General features: G+C 63.4%; 16 protein-coding genes. 8 read left to right on the plus strand and 8 right to left on the minus strand.

The genetic code is table 11. The annotated features are described in order from the left end of the window. Positions 1-15: 15 nt before the first annotated feature. The 4 genes from AC3A4H_RS17595 to AC3A4H_RS17610 all read left to right on the plus strand — a co-directional run bounded on the left by AC3A4H_RS17595 (position 16) and on the right by AC3A4H_RS17610 (position 4,651). Entirely contained in the window at positions 16-348 is a 333-nt protein-coding gene (locus AC3A4H_RS17595; protein WP_487767846.1) for a sarcosine oxidase subunit delta, read from the plus strand. Further along, a complete protein-coding gene (locus AC3A4H_RS17600) occupies positions 348-3,329 on the plus strand; it encodes a sarcosine oxidase subunit alpha (protein ID WP_487767847.1) in 2,982 nt (993 codons plus the stop codon). Before AC3A4H_RS17595 ends, AC3A4H_RS17600 begins: the two co-directional genes overlap by 1 nt. Next, positions 3,322-3,963: a sarcosine oxidase subunit gamma gene (locus AC3A4H_RS17605; RefSeq protein ID WP_487767848.1), complete on the plus strand. Its 642-nt coding sequence runs from the start codon at positions 3,322-3,324 to the stop codon at positions 3,961-3,963. The genes AC3A4H_RS17600 and AC3A4H_RS17605 overlap by 8 nt, the downstream gene beginning before the upstream one ends. Before the next feature lie 214 nt (positions 3,964-4,177). Beyond that, positions 4,178-4,651, plus strand: a complete 474-nt coding sequence (locus tag AC3A4H_RS17610) for a DUF2380 domain-containing protein (RefSeq protein WP_487767849.1) — start codon at positions 4,178-4,180, stop codon at positions 4,649-4,651. Between the two features lie 104 nt (positions 4,652-4,755). Here AC3A4H_RS17610 and AC3A4H_RS17615 read toward each other — a convergent pair whose 3' ends face one another. The 4 genes from AC3A4H_RS17615 to AC3A4H_RS17630 form a co-directional block, all read right to left on the minus strand. Next, positions 4,756-6,435, minus strand: a complete 1,680-nt coding sequence (locus tag AC3A4H_RS17615) for a formate--tetrahydrofolate ligase (protein ID WP_487767850.1) — start codon at positions 6,433-6,435, stop codon at positions 4,756-4,758. 469 nt (positions 6,436-6,904) lie between these two features. Next, positions 6,905-8,137: an ethanolamine utilization protein EutH gene (gene eutH / locus AC3A4H_RS17620; RefSeq protein WP_487767851.1), complete on the minus strand. Its 1,233-nt coding sequence runs from the start codon at positions 8,135-8,137 to the stop codon at positions 6,905-6,907. A 65-nt stretch (positions 8,138-8,202) separates the two neighbouring features. Continuing rightward, positions 8,203-10,662 carry a GcvT family protein gene (locus AC3A4H_RS17625; RefSeq protein ID WP_487767852.1) on the minus strand — a complete coding sequence of 820 codons (2,460 nt, stop codon included), beginning with the start codon at positions 10,660-10,662 and terminating at the stop codon, positions 8,203-8,205. Next, on the minus strand, positions 10,662-11,570 hold the full coding sequence (locus AC3A4H_RS17630) for a phosphotransferase (protein ID WP_487767853.1): 909 nt from the start codon (positions 11,568-11,570) through the stop codon (positions 10,662-10,664). The genes AC3A4H_RS17625 and AC3A4H_RS17630 overlap by 1 nt, the downstream gene beginning before the upstream one ends. Before the next feature lie 164 nt (positions 11,571-11,734). On the opposite strand from AC3A4H_RS17630, the gene AC3A4H_RS17635 reads away from it, so the two are divergent. Further along, positions 11,735-12,499 carry a DeoR/GlpR family DNA-binding transcription regulator gene (locus AC3A4H_RS17635; protein WP_487767854.1) on the plus strand — a complete coding sequence of 255 codons (765 nt, stop codon included), beginning with the start codon at positions 11,735-11,737 and terminating at the stop codon, positions 12,497-12,499. 54 nt (positions 12,500-12,553) lie between these two features. Here the strand turns inward: AC3A4H_RS17635 and AC3A4H_RS17640 are convergent, their stop codons facing one another. The 4 genes from AC3A4H_RS17640 to AC3A4H_RS17655 all read right to left on the minus strand — a co-directional run bounded on the left by AC3A4H_RS17640 (position 12,554) and on the right by AC3A4H_RS17655 (position 15,994). Continuing rightward, positions 12,554-13,150: a dimethylsulfonioproprionate lyase family protein gene (locus tag AC3A4H_RS17640; RefSeq protein WP_487767855.1), complete on the minus strand. Its 597-nt coding sequence runs from the start codon at positions 13,148-13,150 to the stop codon at positions 12,554-12,556. Between the two features lie 179 nt (positions 13,151-13,329). Next, positions 13,330-13,713 (minus strand): rhodanese-like domain-containing protein, encoded by a 384-nt coding sequence (locus AC3A4H_RS17645; protein WP_487767856.1) that lies wholly within the window; start codon positions 13,711-13,713, stop codon positions 13,330-13,332. Positions 13,714-13,949: 236 nt separating this feature from the next. Continuing rightward, positions 13,950-15,170 (minus strand): glycosyltransferase family 4 protein, encoded by a 1,221-nt coding sequence (locus tag AC3A4H_RS17650; protein WP_487767857.1) that lies wholly within the window; start codon positions 15,168-15,170, stop codon positions 13,950-13,952. Between the two features lie 2 nt (positions 15,171-15,172). Then, entirely contained in the window at positions 15,173-15,994 is an 822-nt protein-coding gene (locus AC3A4H_RS17655) for an amidohydrolase family protein (protein ID WP_487767858.1), read from the minus strand. A 170-nt stretch (positions 15,995-16,164) separates the two neighbouring features. Here AC3A4H_RS17655 and AC3A4H_RS17660 point away from each other — a divergent pair, with 170 nt between their 5' ends. Genes AC3A4H_RS17660 through AC3A4H_RS17670 form a run of 3 tightly spaced genes read left to right on the plus strand, consistent with a single transcriptional unit; the run spans position 16,165 to position 20,152 of the window. Continuing rightward, positions 16,165-17,391 carry a glycosyltransferase family protein gene (locus AC3A4H_RS17660; RefSeq protein ID WP_487767879.1) on the plus strand — a complete coding sequence of 409 codons (1,227 nt, stop codon included), beginning with the start codon at positions 16,165-16,167 and terminating at the stop codon, positions 17,389-17,391. Next, positions 17,376-18,515 carry a UDP-galactopyranose mutase gene (gene glf, locus AC3A4H_RS17665; protein ID WP_487767859.1) on the plus strand — a complete coding sequence of 380 codons (1,140 nt, stop codon included), beginning with the start codon at positions 17,376-17,378 and terminating at the stop codon, positions 18,513-18,515. The genes AC3A4H_RS17660 and glf overlap by 16 nt, the downstream gene beginning before the upstream one ends. After that, on the plus strand, positions 18,512-20,152 hold the full coding sequence (locus AC3A4H_RS17670) for a family 1 glycosylhydrolase (protein ID WP_487767860.1): 1,641 nt from the start codon (positions 18,512-18,514) through the stop codon (positions 20,150-20,152). Before glf ends, AC3A4H_RS17670 begins: the two co-directional genes overlap by 4 nt. Positions 20,153-20,174: the final 22 nt, after the last annotated feature.

A 20,174-nucleotide genomic window follows, 5' to 3' on the forward strand; every position in this document is an offset into this window, starting at 1 on the left:
GCGAGGCGGACGGAAATGCGCATTGCATGTCCTTTTTGCGGCGAACGCGAAAACGGCGAATTCACCTATCTGGGTGACGCCAAGCCGAAGCGCCCGGTTGTCACGGCCGTGGAAGCGGGGAAGGGCGCGGAAGGCGAGCAGGATGCCTTCTACGACTATGTCTATCTTCGCGACAATGTCGCCGGCGTGATGAGCGAATATTGGTACCACGGCGGTGGTTGCCGCTCCTGGCTCGTCGTCGAACGCAACACCGTGACCCATGAAATCAGCTCTGTGCGCGCCGCTGCCGGCACCGGGGCAGCCGCTGCCAAGGCAAGCGCAGAATTCGCGAAGGCAGGTGCAGAATAATGGCATCGCATCAATCACACCGGCTGGCCAAGGGCGGCCTGATCGACCGGACCAGGGCGATCGACTTCACCTTCGACGGCAAGCAGATGACCGGCTATGCCGGCGACACGCTGGCTTCGGCCCTGGTCGCCAACGGCGTGACGCTGGTCGGCCGCTCCTTCAAGTACCACCGCCCGCGCGGCATCCTGACCGCCGGCCCAGAAGAGCCGAACGCGCTGGTGGAACTGCGCACCGGCGCGCGGCGCGAGCCCAACACCAAGGCCACCACGGTCGAGCTTTATGACGGGCTGGTGGCGCAGAGCCAGAACCGCTGGCCTTCGCTGGCCTTCGACGTCATGTCGGTCAATTCGCTGGCGTCGCCGATCTTCGTCGCCGGCTTCTACTACAAGACCTTCATGTGGCCGGCGAAGTTCTGGGAGTCGATTTACGAACCCGCCATTCGCCGGGCTGCCGGCCTCGGCCGCCCGAGCGGCGTGGCCGACCCCGACCACTACGACAAGGCATGGGCGCATTGCGACGTGCTGGTGGTCGGCTCCGGCCCGGCCGGCCTTGCTGCAGCCCTTGCCGCGGGCCGCACCGGCGCACGCGTCATCCTGGCCGAGGAAGACCGCATCGTCGGCGGCCGCCTCAACAGCGACGGCGGCGAGATCGACACCATGCCGGCAGCCGAGTGGACGTCGAGCGCGCTGGCCGAACTCGAAAGCATGCCCAATGTGCGCGTGATGACGCGTACCTCCGTCTTCGGTGTCTACGACGGCGGCGTCTATGGCGCGCTCGAACGCGTCAACGACCATGTTCCGGTTCCGCCCAAGCACCAGGTGCGCCAGCGCCTGTGGCGCATCGTGGCCAAGCGCTGCGTTGTGGCCGCCGGCGCGAGCGAACGGCCGATCGTCTTTTCCGGAAACGACCGCCCCGGCGTGATGATGGCTTCGGCGGTGCGTACCTATGTCGAGCGCTTCGCGGCGGCTCCCGGTAGGCGCCTGGCGCTGTTCACCAACAATGACGATGGCTGGAAGACGGTTGAGGCGGCGCATCGCGCCGGCATCGCAATCGCGGCTGTCATCGACGCGCGTGGCGATGTTCCGCAGCAGTACCGGACGCTGGCGCAGGCCGGCGGATTTTCCGTGCTTAACGGCACGGTGTCAGGCGTGCGCGGCGGCAAGTCGGGCATCACCGGTGTCGACGTGGCACTGACAGGCGGCGGAAGCGCCAATGTCTCGGCTGACGTGCTGGCCATGTCGGGCGGCTGGAACCCCTCGGTGGGCCTGGCCTCGCATCATCGCGGCCGGCCGAAATGGCGGGACGACATCGCGGCCTTCGTCCCCGACGGCTGCCCGCCGGGAATGGCCGTTGCAGGCGCTGCAAATGGCGACTTGTCGCTCGGCGCCTGCCTTCGCAGCGGCCACGCGGCAGGGTTTGCCGCGGCACACGATTGCGGCCATGCCGGCACCAATCACTTGGCGCCTGCCGCCACAGACGAAAGCTTGGCCATCAAGGCGCTCTGGCACGTTGAAGGCAAGCAGAAGGCCTTTGTCGACTTCCAGCACGACGTCACAGCTTCCGACGTGGCGCTGGCGCAGCGCGAGGGCTACGAGTCGGTCGAGCATCTGAAGCGCTACACCACGCTCGGCATGGCGACTGACCAGGGCAAGAACTCGAATGTCACCGGCCTGGCCATCATGGCCGAACTCACCGGCCGATCGATCCAGCAGACGGGCACCACCATCTATCGTCCGCCGCATGTGCCGGTGGCGATCGGTGCTTTTGCTGGCCACAACCGCGACGAGAGCTTCCACTCCACCCGTCTGGCTCCTTCGCACCACTGGGCTGTCGAGCGTGGCGCGGTGTTCGTTGACACCGGTCTGTGGAAGCGTGCTCAGTGGTACCCGCTTCCGGGCGAGAAGGACTGGCTGACCTCGGTCACCCGCGAGGTCCTGGCCGTGCGCAACGGGGTAGGCTTCTGCGACGTGTCCACGCTCGGCAAGATCGACGTGATGGGCCCCGACGCCGGCACCTTCCTCGACCGCGTCTATATCAACGCCTTCTCCTCTCTCGGCGTCGGCAAGGCCCGCTACGGCCTGATGCTGCGCGAGGACGGCATCGTCATGGACGACGGCACCACCTCGCGGCTGGCGGAAGATCACTACTTCCTCACCACCACCACGGCCAAGGCCGGCCCGGTAATGCAGCATCTGGAATTCTGCCGCCAGGTGCTGTGGCCGGAGCTCGACGTGCAGCTCACCTCCTGCACCGACCAGTGGGCGACGTTCTCCATCGCCGGGCCGAAGACCCGCGACCTGCTGCGCGAGCTCGTGGATCCGGCGGAGGACCTGTCCAATGAAGGTTTCCCTTTCATGGGCGTGCGGCAAGTGCAGCTTCGCAGCGGCATGTTCGCGCGGCTGTTCCGCATTTCCTTCTCTGGCGAACTGGCCTTCGAGATTTCGGTTCCGGCCCGCTACGGCGACGCCCTGGCCCGCAACCTGATGGTAGCCGGCAAGCCTTTTGGCGTGACGCCTTATGGCACCGAGGCGCTTGGCGTCATGCGCATCGAGAAGGGCCACGTCGCCGGGCCGGAACTTAACGGCACGACTACGGCCGACGATCTCGGCCTCGGCAAGATGATGTCCAAGAAGAAGGATTTTGTTGGCCGCGTCATGGCCGGGCGCGAGGGGCTCGTGGCGCCGAACCGTCAGGTGGTCGTGGGTCTCAAGCCTGTAGACAAGGCACGCCGCCTGCGGTCGGGTGCTCATATCCTGCCGAAGGGTGCTCCGGTCGGTCCGCAGGCGGACCAGGGCTATGTGACCTCCGTCTGCTTCTCGCCGATGTTGGACCAGTGGATCGGACTTGGCCTTGTCGAACGGGGACGCGAGCGCATTGGCGAGATCGTGCGCGCGCACGACCCGCTGCGTGGCGAAGACTACGAAGTCGAAATCTGCAATCCGGTCTTCTACGATCCCGAAGGAGGGCGTCAGCGTGGCTGATTTTATCTGGACCGCTCGTTCCCCGCTGCAACAGACCGTCAACCCCGGAGCGTTCGGCGCGCTGACGGCAGGCGCTGGCGTGGTGCTCACCGAAATCCGCGATTTCGATCTGGTGCAGATCATGGCCAGGCGCGGGCAATGGGACGCGACGGCAAAGGCGGTCAAGGCCCACTATGGTGTGGCAGCACCGGCCCCACGGACGGCGGTTGCAGGCAAGGACGCCACTTTGATCTGGTCGGGAGCCGACCAGCTCATGGCGCTGTCGCCGCGTGCCGCTGGCGCCCTCCAGCCCCTCCGCGCTTTGAGTGCAGTCTTTGAGGGCGTGGCCTCCCTGTCCGATCAGTCGGATGGCCGCTGCCTGGTTCGCATGTCGGGTCCGCGCGTGCGCGACATGCTCGCCAAGCTGTCCTCGGTGGACCTGCATGATCACGCATTCCCCGTTGGCACGGCCGCCACGACGTCGGTCGACCATACGGCAGTCAATCTGTGGCGCGATCCGGATGCGGCCGACGGTTCGCCCGTCTTCAACCTGCTGGTCTTCTCCAGCTTTGCCGACAGCATCTGGGACGGCATCGTCGATGCCGCGGCCGAATACGGCATCGAGGTCGAACGCCCCGTCGCCTTGGCAAGCTGACGCTTCAAAACTCCCTGCTTCCCCTCGCAGGGCCGACATCGGTTGCCGCCGGTGTCGGCTTTTTCTATGCTGGCCGTTGCGGCGGCCGGCCGAGTGGCCTGCGCCTGACGCTATGGAGGCTGCGATGGAGAGGCCTGTCCCCGCATCCGCGAGTCGACGAGAGCGGAGCAAGCACGCTTGGCGCATCGTTCGCTCGGCTGCGCTCCTGGCTGGCATGTGGCTTTTGACCGCCGCTCATTCCAACGCTTTGGCCAAGGACAGTCCGCCATCCTTGGCGCTTTCCGGTGTCTTCCTGCTCGACAGTTCAGGCGAGCCGCGCGACCAGACAGCCGAGCATGACGCCCGCCTGGAGCGGTTCGATCGCATCATGCATGAGGAAGTCGCCGCAAGCGGTCGTTTCACGCTTGCGGACATGAAATGCCCGCAGCCGCGCTGCAGCGGCCAGTCGATGACGATGGACGAACTCTTCAGCCGCGCGAAGGATGCCGGCGCGCGATTCCTTGCGGTCGGTGCCGTTGAAAAGATGAGCACGCTCGTGCTCTGGGCGCGGCTCGAGGTTTACGACACGGCTTCGCGCAAGATGGTGTTCAATCGGCTCATCACGTTTCGCGGAGACAATGACGAAGCCTGGCGGCGCGCCGCGCACTATGTTGCCCGGGAGCTGATCACGAACGCGCCATCGCAGTGAGGGAAGGGGGCGTTGGCCCTACCCAAACAGAAACGCCGCGCGGGTGGCCCGCGCGGCGTCGTCCTGGGAAGATGGCCGGCGCGTGCGCCGGCCCTGTCCGGGCCTTAGAACAGGCCCTCGATCTGGCCGTGCTCGTTGAGGAAGATCTTTTCCGACGACGGCACCTTGGGCAGGCCCGGCATGGTCATGATCTCGCCGCAGATGACGACGACGAAGCCGGCACCGGCCGACAGCCGCACCTCGCGCACCGGCACGGTGTGGCCGGTCGGCGCGCCGCGCAGATTGGGGTCGGTCGAGAACGAGTATTGCGTCTTGGCCATGCACACCGGCAGGTGGCCGTAGCCCTGTTGCTCCCAGGCGTGCAGCTGGTCGCGGACCGACTTGTCGGCGATCGCTTCCGAGCCGCGGTAGATGCGCTGGACGATGGTGTTGATCTTGTCGAACAGGCTCATCTCGTCGCCATAGAGCGGCGCGAACTGCGCCGCGCCCGACTCGGCCAGCTGCACCACCTTGTGCGCCAGCTCCTCGATGCCGGCCGAGCCCTGGGCCCAGTGCCGGCACAGGATCGCCTCCTCGCCCATGGCGGCGACGAACTCCTTCACCGCCTGGATCTCGGCCTCGGTGTCGGCGTGGAAGTGGTTGATCGCCACCACCGCCGGCACGCCGAACTGCTTCACGTTCTCGATGTGGCGGCCGAGATTGGCGCAGCCCTTCTTCACCGCCTCGACGTTTTCCTGGCCGAGGTCTTCCTTCTTGACGCCGCCGTTCATCTTCAGCGCGCGCACCGTGGCGACGATGACCGCGGCCGCCGGCTTCAGCCCCGCCTTGCGGCACTTGATGTCGAAGAACTTCTCCGCGCCGAGATCGGCGCCGAAGCCGGCCTCGGTGACGACGTAGTCGGCGAGCTTCAGCGCGGTGGTGGTGGCCATCACCGAGTTGCAGCCATGGGCGATGTTGGCGAACGGGCCGCCATGCACGAAGGCGGGGTTGTTCTCCAGCGTCTGCACCAGGTTGGGCTGCATGGCGTCCTTCAAGAGCACCGTCATGGCGCCGTCGGCCTTGATGTCGCGGGCAAAGACCGGGCTCTTGTCGCGGCGGTAGGCGATGATGATGTCGCCGAGGCGCTTTTCGAGGTCCTTCAGGTCGGTGGCCAGGCACAGGATCGCCATCACCTCGGAGGCGACGGTGATGTCGAAGCCGGCCTCGCGTGGGAAGCCGTTGGCCACCCCGCCGAGCGAGCAGACGATGTCGCGCAGCGCACGGTCGTTCATGTCCATGACCCGGCGCCAGGCGACGCGGCGGATGTCGATCTGCTGCTCGTTGCCCCAGTAGATGTGGTTGTCGATCAAGGCCGAGAGCAGATTGTGGGCGGTGGTGATGGCGTGGAAGTCGCCGGTGAAGTGGAGGTTCATGTCCTCCATCGGCACCACCTGGGCATAGCCGCCGCCGGCCGCGCCGCCCTTGACGCCGAAGTTGGGCCCGAGCGAGGCCTCGCGGATGCAGGTGATGGCCTTCTTGCCGATGCGGTTCAAGCCGTCGCCGAGGCCCACCGTGGTGGTGGTCTTGCCCTCGCCGGCCGGGGTCGGGTTGATGGCGGTGACCAGGATCAGCTTGCCGTCCTTGTTGCCCTTGACCGACCGGATGAAGTCGGCCGACACCTTGGCCTTGTCGTGGCCGTAGGGCAAAAGGTGCTCCGGCGCGATGCCGATCTTGGCGCCGATCTCCTGGATCGGACGCTTCGTGGCCGCGCGCGCTATTTCGATGTCTGTCTTGAATTCGGGCATCAACTTCGCTCCCTTCGAATATGAATCCGGTATCTGTTGTCGTCGGAACGGGACGCGATCCCGCACCGCGGCGGCGGCTCGCCGCGCGATTTCGCCTCAACTCGCGTAGGCGCAGATCTGGCTAACTCTCCTCGCAGACAGTTAGCCCCGCCGCTGCCTTTGCGTCAACTGCTATGAAATAAAATTTCATGGGAAGAATTATTTTTCGCCGACGATCCGGCGGTCAAAGGAGACCAGTCATGCGGACGGCTCTTGCTGCCTGGGCAGCTTGGCCAATTCTCGCAGGATGCGCAGCCCGCGCACGGCCCGTCCTGGCGATGGGGCGCAGGGCTGAGTCTCAATGAGCAAACTGATTAGCTCATTATCGTGTTCGTCTCAACTCCGCGGCGTCACGGAGCGACCTCGCCAGTTCAACCTCGTGCCGAAAAACCAGTGGCAGGTTCGGCACGAGGTTGGCTGCTGTTTCGACTTATTCCGCCGGCATGAACTGGGTTGCAGCGCCGGACTTCTGTTCAAGCGATGCGAGTTCCTCTGCCTTTGGAACCGACAGCCACACTGCCAGCATGAAGCCGGCAGCGCCGCCAAGCAGCTTGCCGAGCATCAGCGGCAGGATCATCGTCGGCTGGAAGTTGGCCGAGAAGGCCAGATGGTCGCCGAAGGTAAAGGCGGCGCAGACCGCGAAGGCGATGGCAAGGACCTTGTCCTTCGGCTGCATCCTGCCGACCAGCCGGTACATGGCCAGGATATTCGCGCTTGCGGCAAGCAGACCCGCCGCTCCCTCCGGCGAGACGCCGATGCGTGCGCCCAGAACCTGCATGGGCCCGGCGAGATATTTGGTCAGCAGATAGACCATGGGGAACGCGCCGGCGAGCATGATGCCGATATAGCCGGCGATTTCCAGCGCCCGGAACTGGTCCTGCTCGTCGGCGATGATCGGATCGAAGCCCCAGGAGCCGAAGACCGTGCTGAAGAAGCCGGTGAAATATTCGACGATCGAGGCGACCAGCACCAGGGTGATGCCGGCATACATGATGCGCCCGAACCAGAGAAAACCCTTGATCATGGCATCGGGCACGAAGCGCAGGCCCAATGCAATGGCCACGCAAAAGACGATGAGCGGAAAGAGATTGCGCAGAATGTCGCTCATCGCCAGCGCTACCTGATGAGTAGCCTCGGCCGTCGTCGAAACCTCAGGCCGAATATCGAGACCGGCGAAGGCGATGATCGAGCAGGCAATGAACACGCCGATCGGCACGCTGAGGATGCCCGACATGATGCCCAGCGCCATGTATTTGTGGTCGGACTTGGCGAGCATGGCCAAGCCAACAGGGATGGAGAAGATGATGGTGGCGCCCGAGGTGAAGCCGACGATGGTGGCTATCATCCAGGCATCGCGCGATCCCGCCAACGCATCGGCGAGTTGGTAGCCACCCATGTCGACTGCGATCACCGTCGTCGCGGCGATCGAGGGATCTGCCCCCACGAATGCAAACAGCGGACCGACCGCGACGCGGATGAATTCCGACAGATAGGGTATCGACGCCATGATGCCGGCGACCGGAATGAAGATCGGGCCGATGGCGTGAAGCCCCTCGATGAACTCCTTTCCGAGCCCCCCTTCAGGGTTGCGGATCGAAGCGATGGCGCCAGCAATGGCGCAAGCCATGATAATGTAGATGACGTACGTACCGATAGAAGCCATTTGCCTTCCCCTCCCAAACGAGCGCGAGCTGCACTCGGCAACCGTATCGCCGCCAGACCTGCCGATCAGCTTTTCACGCGTTCCCCCTGCAGGTCATAGAGCGGCGTCATGTGGATCGTGGCCGCGAAAGGTTCGTTTGCCACGATGAGTTCGTATCGGGCGGACGACAGGAACTCGTCGTCTACGCCCGATTCATTGCGCACATAGCCGTAGCCGACCGGCTTGCCGACCGTGTAGCCATAGCCTCCGCTGGTCAGGTACCCGACCGGCTCGCCGTTGCGCAGGATAGTCTCGCGGCCGACCAGCACGACACTCTGGTCCGCGGTGGTGAAACCGGCCAGCCGCTTGGCGAGCGGCCGTGCCGCTACCCTCTCGCAGGCCTCCCGGCCGATGAAGGGCACGTTCTGTTTCAGCTTGACGGCCCAGCCGAGACCGGCCTCGAACGGGGTGTCGTTTGGCGTGATGTCCGAACCCCAGGCGCGATAGCCCTTTTCCAGCCGCAGCGACTCGATCGCTCGGTAGCCGACGGGACGGATATTGTGCTTCTTCCCGGCTTCCATCAGGGCGTCGAACACATTGCCAGTGCCTGCGATCGGCACATGCAGTTCCCAGCCGAGTTCGCCGACATAGGTGACGCGCAGTGCGCGAACAGGATAGCCGGCTATGTCGATCTCCCGCACATGGCCGAAGGGGAAGGCGGCGTTGGCGATGTCGGCCGACGTGATTGCCGCCAGCACGTCGCGAGCCCTCGGACCCATCAGCGAAAGGGTGCCGAACTCTTCGGTAACGTCACTCAACCGGACGTCTGCACCCGTGGGCAGGTGGTCGGCGATCCAGCCGAAATCATGGGTGCGGGAGCCGGTGCCCGTCACGACGTAGAACCGGTCGTCGGCAAGGCGCGCCACAGTCAGGTCGCACTCGATGCCGCCGCGCGTGTTCAGCATCTGCGTATAGGTAAGCCGCCCTGCGGGCTTGCTGACATCGTTCGCGCAGATGAAGCTCAGCGCTTCCGCGGCATCGCGGCCCGAGAGCTCGAACTTGGCGAAGGAGGATTGGTCGAACACGCCTACCTTCTCGCGCACATGTGCGTGCTCGGCGCCCACATGCTCGAACCAGTTCTGGCGTCCCATCGAATATACGTCGGCCGGCTCCACTTCGGCCGGGGCAAACCAGTTCGGTCGCTCCCAACCGAGCTTGGAGCCGAAAACGGCGCGGTGCTGCTTGAGCCTTTCGAACAAGGGCGAAACGATGCGCGGCCGGCCGCTTTCGTGCTCCTCGTGCGGATATGCGACGGTGTAGTGCTTGCCATAAGCCTCGAGCGTGCGCTCCTGAACCCATGCACGGTCCCGGTGAAGGCCGGAGAAGCGGCGGATATCGACGCTCCAGAGATCCAGCGGCGCCTCGCCCCGGATGACCCATTCGGCCAGAACCCAGCCGGCCCCGCCGCCGGATGCAATGCCGAAGGCGTTGAAGCCCGCACCGACGAACATGTTGGCGCATTCGGGCGCGCGACCGAGAATGAAGTTTCCGTCCGGCGTAAAACTCTCCGGCCCATTGATCATCTGCTTGACGCCGACGTTCCCGAGGGCGGGCACTCGCGCGATGGCCTGCGTCATATGCTGTTCGAAATGGTCGAAGTCGTCGTCGAAGAGCTGGAACTCCCATTCGTCCGGAACATCGCCATCCGGCAGGCCAGTCGCCCAGGGCTGAGGGTTCGGCTCGTAGCCGCCCATGACCAGGCCGCCCACTTCCTCCTTGAAATAGGTGCGCCGGTCGGGGTCGCGGATGGTCGGCGCGTCCGCGGCCAGCCCCTCGATTTTCTCCGTAACGATATACTGGTGCTTGACCGGCTGAAGCGGCACCGAGACGCCGGCCATGGCGCCGACCTGGCGTGCCCACTGCCCGGCGCAATTGACGACCGCTTCGCAGGCGATTGTGCCCTGATTGGTCTCGACGGCGATGATGCGGTCGCCTTCCATGACAAAGCCGGTCACACGCACGCCCTCGAAAAGGCGAGCGCCATGCATGCGCGCACCCTTTGCCAGCGAATAGGTGATGTCGGCAGGGTTGGCCTGCCCATCGGTCGGAAGCCAGGACGCGCCGACAAGATCGGACGTGTCCATCAGCGGCCACATGCGCTTGACCTCCGCCGGCGAGACGAGATGCATCTCCATGCCGAAGCTTCGTGCCGTGGTGGCAAGCCGGCGGAACTCGGTCCAGCGGTCCTCGTTGGTGGCAAGCCGCAGGCAGCCGGTCATCTTCCAGCCTGTCTCGAGGCCGGTTTCCTCATGCAGGCGCTTGTAGAGCTCGACCGAGTATTTCAGCACCCGCGTGATGGAAGCCGAGGAGCGAAGCTGGCCGATCAGGCCGGCCGCGTGCCAGGTCGAGCCGGAAGTAAGCTTGCCCTGCTCCAGCAGGATCACATCGGCCTTGTGGTCGCGCGCCAGGTGATAGGCGGTGGAGCAGCCGATGATCCCGCCTCCGATGACGATGATCTGGGCATGGGAGGGCAGGGACTGGGTCATCAGGAGGCACGTCCGTATTGTGTTCGGTAAGCGTCGAGAGCGGCTTCAAGCCGCTTGAGGTTCTCTTGCGTGTAGGCCACGTAATCGGTGCCGGGCGCGTTGAGGTAGAGTTCGGAAACCATGCTCCACATGGCCTCGCGCAAAAGCGAGGCGCACTGCATGGCCGCAAGCGAGCGCAGCATGGCAGGGTCGGGCGACCTGTCGAAATAGTAGCCGAGCAAGGCTTCGGACTGTTCGGCCGAAAAGCCGGCATTCGACGACAGCCCCGCAAGATCGAACATGGCGGAGGAAAACCCGGCATATTCGAAATCGATCAGCCACAGGCGCTCGCCATCGTCGAGCAGGTTAGCCGGTAGAAGGTCGTTGTGGCCGAAGACGATGGGAAGCGGCATCTGCGCGGCTTCGAGTTCTTCCGCCATTGCGAGATAGGCGGGCAGATGCGCGGCCATGCGGCTTCCGCCGTCGCCCAGCGTGCGCGCATAATCGCGAATGACATGGAAGGGCCAGAACATGAAGCCAGGGCCCGAAACGTGGCGCGGCATCATGAAATGGAATTCGCGAACTATCTTCGCCACACGCTCGATGTTGGCGCGCACATCGGCTTCGCCATAGGTCTTGGCGAGCAGATGGCGGGACACCATGACCCCTGGCTCGGCATGTTCCACGGCAGGCGCAAACGACGCCTCTTCTGCGGCTCGCGCCGTCATGACCTCGCGTTCGCGAAACACATGATGGAAGGGATAGTCCTTTCCGAAGCGCACGACGTGTCGTCCGCGCGCGTCGGTTACCAGCCAGCTTTCATTGCTGATGCCGCCCATCAGCGGCTCGATTGCGATCTGCCCCTCCCAGACAGGCAAAGCTGCAATTCTTTCCCGGCGGGCAGCCGGGATTTCAATAGCCTCCGCCATGTTTTCCCCTCGCAGCTTTTTGCTGACTGTTTTGACGGAGGATCGGTTGGCGTTGGCGAGAAGTCAACGATTAAATGTGGATTTATGACCGGATTCGAGGCATTTGTGCCATGAGGTCGGGCAAAACACATCAAATCCGGTCATGGGTCACAAGGAACTCGCGAATGGAACATTCTCCTCGTCACGGCCAGATACTCACCTTGCTGAAGGAGGAGGGAACGATCAGCGTGGGCGAACTGGCGCGCCGGCTGGGAGTTTCGCTGGAGACAGTGCGCAGGGACGTCAAGCCTCTGGCTGCCCGAGGGGAAGTCGTGCGCATGCACGGGGCGATAGCTCTGCCATCGGTTGTCAGCGAAGCGCCGTTCGAACGGCGGATGCGGGAGAACCGCCCGGCGAAGGAGGCCATCGCCCGGCTTGCCGCGTCAACCATCCGTGATGGGGAGTCGATCATGCTCGACACCGGAACCACCACCAGCCTGCTCGCCCGTGCGCTCCTGGATCACCGCAGGCTGACGGTGGTGACCAACTCGTCGGACATCGCCCGCACGCTGGCCACGGTCAACGGCAACAAGGTCTACATGGCCGGCGGCGAGCTGCGAAGCGACAGCGGTGCGGCACTGGGCTTTTCGGCCATCGAGTTCGTAAGCCGCTTCAGCGTCGATCATGCAATCATTTCGGCCGGCGCCATCAACGCGGCCACGGGCGTCATGGACTATGATCTGGAAGAAGCGCAGTTCGGGCAGGCTGCCCTCTCTTGCGGGCGCCGGCGGGTCGTCGTCACCGATGCCTCGAAGTTCGGGAAAAAGGGGCTTGTGCGGGTTTGCGCTCTTGCGGATTTTGACGAATTGCTGGTCAACCGGATGCCGCCGGCCGATCTGGCCGAGGCGCTGCGCCAGTCCGATGTGACCGTGGCGGTCGCCGAAGCATAGGAGCCGATCGGAGCGGCAGTTGCCGATAGCGCCGCGTCCGAAAGGCGTTGAATCTCAGGGCAGTGGCAAGCACCAGAAGGCGAAGAGCGGCTCCTGACCGGAACGCATCGAATGCAGGATATTGCCGGGGTTGTAGATCAGGCCGCCGATGCCGGGCTCGTTCCACGGCCCGTCGTTTTGCCGCCACTGTCCGGGGGAAAGGGCAATATACACCTCTTCCGGCGGGTGGCGATGATCAGGGTAGGTAGTATGTGGCGCCATGACCGTGACGCCGATTTCCACACTGCTGCTCGGCAGCAGTGCATCCGGACCGACAATGATCGAATTGGCGTGACTTTCGTTAAATAGGGAAGACGCCGATCCTCTGCGATTGTACCAGGCAAGCATCGGCTCGATTTGCCTGAAGGCCTGTGCCAGTTCGCTGAGGTGCGCCGGCGCGTCTGCGAGATCGTCGCAGCAGCTTTCAAGATGTCGGCACGCCGGCAATCTGCCGGGCTTCAGTTCGTTCAGGCCAATTTCGTCGGCGGGCAGTCCGGCAAGGGCCCGATGAAAGGCATCTTTCAGCGGCCCGTCACTTGTTGCCTGCAGGCCGATGGCGGTCCGCAGGCTGGCGAGGAAGGTCTCGAGCTGGGTCTTGGCGAGAGAAGTCATGCCTGAGACTTTCCCGCATTATCCGGCTGCCGTACTGGGCCATTCTGCGGCTTCTCATGGGCCATAAGGCTGCCTGTTGGAGCAAGCAGCGACGCGACTCGACAGCGCGGCTCGAGGCAAGCTCGTCAACGAGTTGCCTCTTGGCGTCGCCGCGCTGCTCGCGTCGAAAGCTTCGCGTTTCAGGCCGTCTTGTCGACATCGCCCCCGGTCTCGGCCCAATCCTTGAACGCACCGAGATTGAAGACCTTCTCATAGCCCATGTCCTTCAAGACCTTGCCGCTGAGTGCTGAGCGGCCGCCTGAGGCGCAGTAAAGGATGATCGGCCGGTCCTTCCGGAATTCGGGATTGTGGTATTGCGTGTCCGCATCGGCACGGAACTCCAGCATGCCCCGGGAAACGTGCAGTGCATCCTTGATTTTGCCGCTGGCCTGAACTTCAGGCGCGTCGCGCACGTCAACAACAAGAGCGTCGTCCTCGGCAATCATCCTGCGTGCTTCATCGGGGGAGATCTTGCGCACGGCAGAATTCGCGGCAGACATGAGTTCTTTCACGCTGGTGGCCATTTCACCCTCCATTCCTCGAGAAAAAATCAAGTAAAGCACATGTGAGGACAGGAGTGTACGAGATTCGCCATAGATCAGATGGTGTGTTGTTTGCGTGGTGCGCTGGCAGCTTGATGCAAAATATGGTCCGCGGCGAAAGGCGCTTGGCCGGACATCTGGTGTGTTGGCGTGCCGAATAGCGGAACGCTGTTCCTCATGGGGTTATAATCAGCACGAAGATTTCCGGGAAATAGGCGTTACTGCATTTTCTTCTCACGTAAAGGGCGCATGCGGACCGCAGCCCCGGACGCTCCGGCCAGCTTGCGGAAAAGCTGGGCCGTAAGGGCCACGGATTCGGTTATGTTGTAGTTGGCGGCGGCGCGCCTGACACTTGCGGCCGACATGGCCTTCAGCTTTTCCGGCTGGCTGATGAGCTTGAGCGCGGCCCTTGCGACACCCTCCCAATCGCCTGGAAACTCGCTGACGATGCCCGGCCATTCGCTGGTGCCCACCAAAATGCCGGTTTCGCCAGTCTCGATGATTTCAGGCACCCCGCCCACGCCGATTGCGATGACCGGCACGCCACAGGCCATCGCTTCCAGCAGCGCCAGCGGCATGGCATCGGCGCGCGAGGTATGCAGCATGAGATCGAGCGCCGGATAGACTTCTGACGGGTCCTCCCAGACCCCGGCCAGATGTACATTCCTGGAAATTCCCGCCCTTTCGATCGCAAGCATGAGGTCCTTTTCCATGGAACCGGTTCCGACCAGTGCGAAATGCACTTCCGGCTTGTGCCGCAGAATGTAATCGGCCGCCTTGATGAACTTGTCGGGGCCTTTTTCCCAGGCCAGGCGCCCGACAAAGCCGACCAGGAATTCCTCTTCGCCGACCGAGATGGCGTCGCGCAGCCGGTTGCGCGGAGCGCAGCCCGGTCGGTAGCGCTGGAGGTCGATGCCATTGGGGATCAGGGTCAGCCGTTCGGGCTGGAACCCGACGGCGAGTGCCTGTGACCACGCCTCCCGGCAAACCAGGATCATATGGCTGCCGGTCAGGCGGGCCACGCTGATCTCCTGCGGTTGCAGGCTCATGCCGTGCAACGTTGCAACCGTGGGAGTGTCGGTAAGTGTGCCGGCGATCGCGGCAACCGTATGCGCGTTCATCAAATGGGCGTGGATGAGGTCGATTTCGCAGACATCCACCAGACCGGCGATCATCTCGATCGAGCGCCACGGCGGATCGTCCCGCAATGGGGCGATGTAGACGGGGCAACCCTTCAGCCGCAGCATGCGGGTATAGGCACTTTCGAACGGGCACAACACGGCCACGCCGAACTCTTCGGCGGGCAGGTTGCTGATGAGATTGCCGACGTAGTTCTCCATGCCGCCGACGATCGCATTGCCCAGCACCTCCAGAATGTTGATCCTGCCGCTGTCCCGGAATTTTCGATCTGCGCCCGCCATACGGCTCGAACCAGCCATGATCATACCCCTGCGGCCTCGGGCAAGCGCAACCATCTGGCGGCTGTGCCCGACATCAGTTCCCGACGATCGTCCGGCGCTATCTCAAGCCTGTCCAGCAGTTCCGCCACTTCGTCGATGGCGGCGCGGATATGAGCGCCCGGGCAAGGCAGGAAGCGATCGCTTCCGAATTGCAATTGCTGCGAGCCGAGGATGTCGAATGCGAGGCGAAGAACGGATTCGCGATAGACGGGGGGCGGGCCGAAGGAGATGTCGAAGCGGAACTGGCTCTCGGCCGGATCGACGCCGTTGATGCGATCGATGAGGCCGACCGCGTTCGCCTCGTCGCACCAGGGCCAGCCGAGATGGGCAAGCGTCACTCGCAATCGCGGATGATCGCGCACCGCTTCGTAAAAGCTCGGTCGGCAGAAGCGGCCGGAGCGGCCGTCGATGAAGATGCCGCTGTGAAACAGGATCGGCAGGCCGAGGCGCTCGGCAGCTTCATATACACGATGGGCGCAATCGTCGTAGGGATACCAGCCCGTCGGCACCAGCTTCAGCCCGCAAATGCCGGGCAGGCTGGCCGCCTCCTCAAGGTCGCGCGCGGCTTCGGCGTGCAGGGGGTTGACCACGGCAAAGCCGAACAGCCTGTCGGTGTGCCCGGCGATCAGCCTGGACAGGTGGCGATTGCCGGCGCGCAGCGACTCGCGGTCGGCGAGCGAATAGGGCTCCGTTAGGAACGGCGCGAGAAGGACCGCAATCTCCACGCCCGCCTCGTCGAGCGAGTGCAGCACGCCGTCTGCATCCTCGCGTCCGGACGTGTGCAGATGAGCGTCGATTATCATCAAAGTCATCTCCTCAATTCCGCGATGATCAACTGCGGCGAGCGCAAGGTGTTCCAGCCTCCCGCAAATTTCTGTGAACTGATCGGGAACAACTCCCTTGAGACGACGTTAGAAGGCGGCAAAAGCAGCCGAAGTCGAATGGCCTCGGAGATGTTTTTTTGTTGCCGGAAATGACGAGGGAAAGTTCTCGAATAGATGTATTTCGTCAAACAAGGATCGGAAATGAAATGGACATCCATTGTTCGGAAGAAAATTCCCGCTCCTTGTTGTTTTGCTTCTCTCATCTGCGTTGGGATTTCGTATATCAAAGACCGCAGCATCTTCTTGCCAGGGCAGCGCGGAGCCACCGGGTAGTATATTTCGAAGAGCCGGCTTTCGAGCAGACGGGCCAATCGTTCCTGCGGATCGTGGATGCCCTGCCTCGGCTTAGTGTCGTAACGCCGGTGCTGCCGCACGGAACGTCGCCGACGGAAGCCCTGCAAATCCAGCGTCGCCAGCTCAATGAACTCATCGCCGCGGAGCCGCCCGGAAGAAGGATCCTCTGGTATTATACCCCGATGGCGCTTCGCTTCAGCGGCCATCTCGATTGCGACCTGTGCATCTATGACTGCATGGACGAACTGTCCGCCTTCAAGGGCGCGCCGCGCGCGCTGTCGGAGATGGAGAGCGTGCTTTTCGAGCTGGCGGACGTCGTCTTCACCGGCGGAGAAAGCCTCTACCAGGCCAAGCGCGCGCTGCATCCGGCCGTCTATTCGCTTCCAAGCAGCATCGACGCCGAGCACTTCAGACGCGCGCGGCTGCCGATGACTGATCCGCCGGATCAATGCAGCATCCCGCATCCCCGCATCGGGTTTTTCGGCGTCATCGACGAGCGCATGGATCTCGCGCTGGTCGCTCAAGCCGTCTCTGCGCTGCCGCATGTCCATTTCGTCATGCTCGGGCCAACGGCAAAGATCGATCCTGCAACCCTTCCCACGGCCCCAAATCTGCATTGGCTGGGGCGAAAGTCCTACGCCGAACTGCCCTTCTATCTGGCCAACTGGCAGGCCGGCTGGATGCCTTTCGCCCTGAACGAATCCACCCGCTATATCAGCCCGACAAAGACGCCGGAGTTTCTGGCCGCCGGACTTCGCACCGTATCTACCGCCATAATGGACGTGGTGCGCAGCTATGCCGCCGCCGGCCTGGTCGAGATCGCCGATGCCGGGAACATGCCTGCAAAGCTGAAGTCGGTTCTTGATGGGCCCGACGCGAACTGGCTGCAAAAGGTCGACGGGTACCTCGCCGGCATGTCCTGGGACAGGACATGGGCCCAAATGGCGGAGCTGATCGAACGCGCCGGAGAATTGCAGACATCGGGAGCTGGCAGGGAAACGCTGCAATGTTCGATTGGCTGATTGTTGGGGCAGGGTTCGCCGGCAGCGTGCTTGCCGAGCGCATCGCCTCGCAACGCAAGGAAAGCGTCCTCCTCATCGATCGGCGGAACCATGTCGGCGGCAATGCCTATGACTGCTACGACGAGGCGGGAATTCTGATCCATCGCTACGGTCCGCACATCTTCCACACCAATTCGCAGGCAATCGCCGACTATCTGTCTCAGTTCACCGCATGGCGACCCTACGAGCACCGCGTCCTGTCCCGCGTGGACGGCAAATTGCTGCCGATCCCGATCAATCTCGACACGATCAACCGCCTCTATGATCTGGAGTTGACCTCCGAGGAACTCGAAGCGTTCTTCGCGGCGCGAAGAGAGACGGTCGAACAGGTGGCGACCGCCGAGGACGTGGTCGTCAGCACTGTAGGGCGGGAGCTCTATGAGAAGTTCTTTCGCTTCTACACCACCAAGCAGTGGGGCCGCGATCCCTCGCAGCTCAGCAAATCCGTCACGGCGCGGGTTCCAACGCGCCTCAACCGCGACGATCGTTATTTTGGCGATGTGTTCCAGAACATGCCGGCGGGAGGCTATACCCGCATGTTCCAGCGCATGCTCGACAACCCGCGCATCAGCGTCATGTTGCAGACCGACTATCGCACCATCCGCACGCAGATCCCGCATCGACGGCTGATCTATACAGGACCGGTCGACGAGTTTTTCGACTTCAGGCTGGGGATACTGCCCTACCGATCGCTGCGCTTCCGCCACGTGACGCTGGAGCGGGAGACATTCCAGCCGGTCGCCGTGGTGAACTACCCGCAGGACGAGGACTACACCCGGATCACCGAATACAAGCATCTGACCGGCCAGAAGCATCCAAGAACCAGCCTGAGCTATGAATATCCAAGCGATGTGGGCGACCCCTATTACCCGGTGCCCTGCGCGGAAAACGAAACGCTCTACAAGCGCTACGAGATGCTGGCCCGGGGGCTCCGAGACGTCTGGCTCGTCGGACGCCTCGCAACCTATCGCTATTACAACATGGATCAGGTGGTCGGGCAGGCCCTGGCGACCTTTGCGAGGATCCAGAAGACGGTGCCGGTAGGAGCCCCGGCATCGACCGGCCTGGCCGAGGCCGCGGAATGAGCCGCGACACGCCACTTCAGCTTTGGGGCGGCATCGAATGCAGCGTGGTCCGGGTCGGCGAGGGGATACGCGACCAGGTGGTCGAAACTGGCCACTATCACCGTTCGGGTGATCTCGAGCTCGTGGCCGGCCTGGGCATCAGGACGCTTCGCTATCCGGTGCTCTGGGATAGAGTTCGACATGGCCTTGCTGGGGAAGACTGGAGCTGGTCCGACGCGCGGCTGAAACGGCTGAGGGAACTCGGCATCGATCCCATAGCCGGCTTTCTGCATCATGGCTTTGGCCCGCGGGCAGACAAGGTGCTCGACCCGCTATTCTCAGACGCATTCGCCAGCTTTGCCCTCGCGGTGGCGCAGCGATATCCCTGGATTGAATCCTTCACGCCCGTCAATGAGCCGCTGGTCACCGCCCGGTGCAGCGGCCTTTACGGCTTGTGGTACCCCCATGGCACCGACGAAGCGACCTGCTTCCGGTTGCTCGTCGCCCAATGTCGAGCAGTCGCCAAGGCGATGGCCGCGATCCGAACCGTCAGTCCCGGCGCAAGGCTCGTTCAAACAGAAGATTTCGGGCGCGTCTTTTCTACGGCCCCGCTGCGACACCAGGCCGACTACGAGAATGAGCGCCGCTGGCTCTCCATCGACCTGCTTGCCGGCCGGGTGGATCGAAGCCACGTGTTTTATGAGAGTCTGCTGACGGCCGGAGCAAGCGAATACGATCTTGCCGAGCTTGCAAGCGAGCCTTGTCCTCCGGACGTCGTCGGCATCGACCACTATCTGACCAGCGACCGCTTCCTCGACCATCGCACTGAGCTTCATCCCGGCGAGTATGTCGGCGGAAACGGTTCGGATGTTTATGTCGATATCGCCGCGGTGCGTTCAGAGTGCCAAGACCAGGCACGACTTGCCTTGCGCATCGGCGAGGTTTGGGAGCGTTACCACCTGCCGCTGGCAGTTACGGAAAACCATAATGGATGCACGCGCGACGAGCAGTTGCGATGGCTGATCGAGGGCTGGGAAGCGGCCGGCGCCGCCCGCCGCAAGGGGGCTGATGTGCGCGCAGTCACCGCCTGGGCGCTCTTTGGCATGGTCGACTGGAATTCCATGCTGGTGCATCGCGAGCGGCATTATGAAAACGACGCCTTCGACAGCCGCTGCCGGCCGCCGCGTCCTACCGCGCTGTCGCATGCTATCGCGAAGCTGGCGAAGGGCGAGGACTACGACCATCCGGCCATGGACGGTGCCGGATGGTGGCGCAGGGAGAGCAGCCCGGCCAAACCGGCACGCCCCATCGTGCTTTCCGGCAACGGTGAATTCCGGTCGATCCTGGAAGAATGCTGTACGGCTCGCAGGCTTTCTTTTCTGACCGGCAATGCGGATATTGCGCTCCAGCAGCCGCTGCCGGAGTTGGCGTGGTCTTCCATTCATGCCGAACCGGCGCGGGCTTCCGAAGGGAACAGCCTACGCCTGTCCTGCCGCTTTGCGGATGGCGGCCAGCTAAAGGTCGAGGCCGACCGCGCGGCTGACTGGCATTGCGTGGCTGATGCCTGTCTCGATCTGCTCATCGACGATTGCCGCGGAACCGTAAGACTGCTCAAGGCCGAGCCCCATAACCAGTACGAGCTGGCCCGCACGGCATAGCCCAACCATTCCCGCGGCGCCG

The organism is Pseudaminobacter sp. Soil_N_29, assembly GCF_057656055.1.

What these genes read in the sequence shown, in the direction of transcription:
- AC3A4H_RS17595 (WP_487767846.1), top strand. Translation starts at nt 16, where the DNA reads ATGCGCATTGCATGTCCTTTTTGCGGCGAACGCGAAAACGGCGAATTC.
- AC3A4H_RS17600 (WP_487767847.1), top strand. Translation starts at nt 348, where the DNA reads ATGGCATCGCATCAATCACACCGGCTGGCCAAGGGCGGCCTGATCGAC.
- AC3A4H_RS17610 (WP_487767849.1), top strand. Translation starts at nt 4,178, where the DNA reads ATGTGGCTTTTGACCGCCGCTCATTCCAACGCTTTGGCCAAGGACAGT.
- AC3A4H_RS17615 (WP_487767850.1), bottom strand. Translation starts at nt 6,435, where the DNA reads ATGCCCGAATTCAAGACAGACATCGAAATAGCGCGCGCGGCCACGAAG.
- eutH (WP_487767851.1), bottom strand. Translation starts at nt 8,137, where the DNA reads ATGGCTTCTATCGGTACGTACGTCATCTACATTATCATGGCTTGCGCC.
- AC3A4H_RS17625 (WP_487767852.1), bottom strand. Translation starts at nt 10,662, where the DNA reads ATGACCCAGTCCCTGCCCTCCCATGCCCAGATCATCGTCATCGGAGGC.
- AC3A4H_RS17630 (WP_487767853.1), bottom strand. Translation starts at nt 11,570, where the DNA reads ATGGCGGAGGCTATTGAAATCCCGGCTGCCCGCCGGGAAAGAATTGCA.
- AC3A4H_RS17635 (WP_487767854.1), top strand. Translation starts at nt 11,735, where the DNA reads ATGGAACATTCTCCTCGTCACGGCCAGATACTCACCTTGCTGAAGGAG.
- AC3A4H_RS17640 (WP_487767855.1), bottom strand. Translation starts at nt 13,150, where the DNA reads ATGACTTCTCTCGCCAAGACCCAGCTCGAGACCTTCCTCGCCAGCCTG.
- AC3A4H_RS17645 (WP_487767856.1), bottom strand. Translation starts at nt 13,713, where the DNA reads ATGGCCACCAGCGTGAAAGAACTCATGTCTGCCGCGAATTCTGCCGTG.
- AC3A4H_RS17650 (WP_487767857.1), bottom strand. Translation starts at nt 15,170, where the DNA reads ATGGCTGGTTCGAGCCGTATGGCGGGCGCAGATCGAAAATTCCGGGAC.
- AC3A4H_RS17655 (WP_487767858.1), bottom strand. Translation starts at nt 15,994, where the DNA reads ATGATAATCGACGCTCATCTGCACACGTCCGGACGCGAGGATGCAGAC.
- AC3A4H_RS17660 (WP_487767879.1), top strand. Translation starts at nt 16,165, where the DNA reads ATGACGAGGGAAAGTTCTCGAATAGATGTATTTCGTCAAACAAGGATC.
- glf (WP_487767859.1), top strand. Translation starts at nt 17,376, where the DNA reads ATGTTCGATTGGCTGATTGTTGGGGCAGGGTTCGCCGGCAGCGTGCTT.
- AC3A4H_RS17670 (WP_487767860.1), top strand. Translation starts at nt 18,512, where the DNA reads ATGAGCCGCGACACGCCACTTCAGCTTTGGGGCGGCATCGAATGCAGC.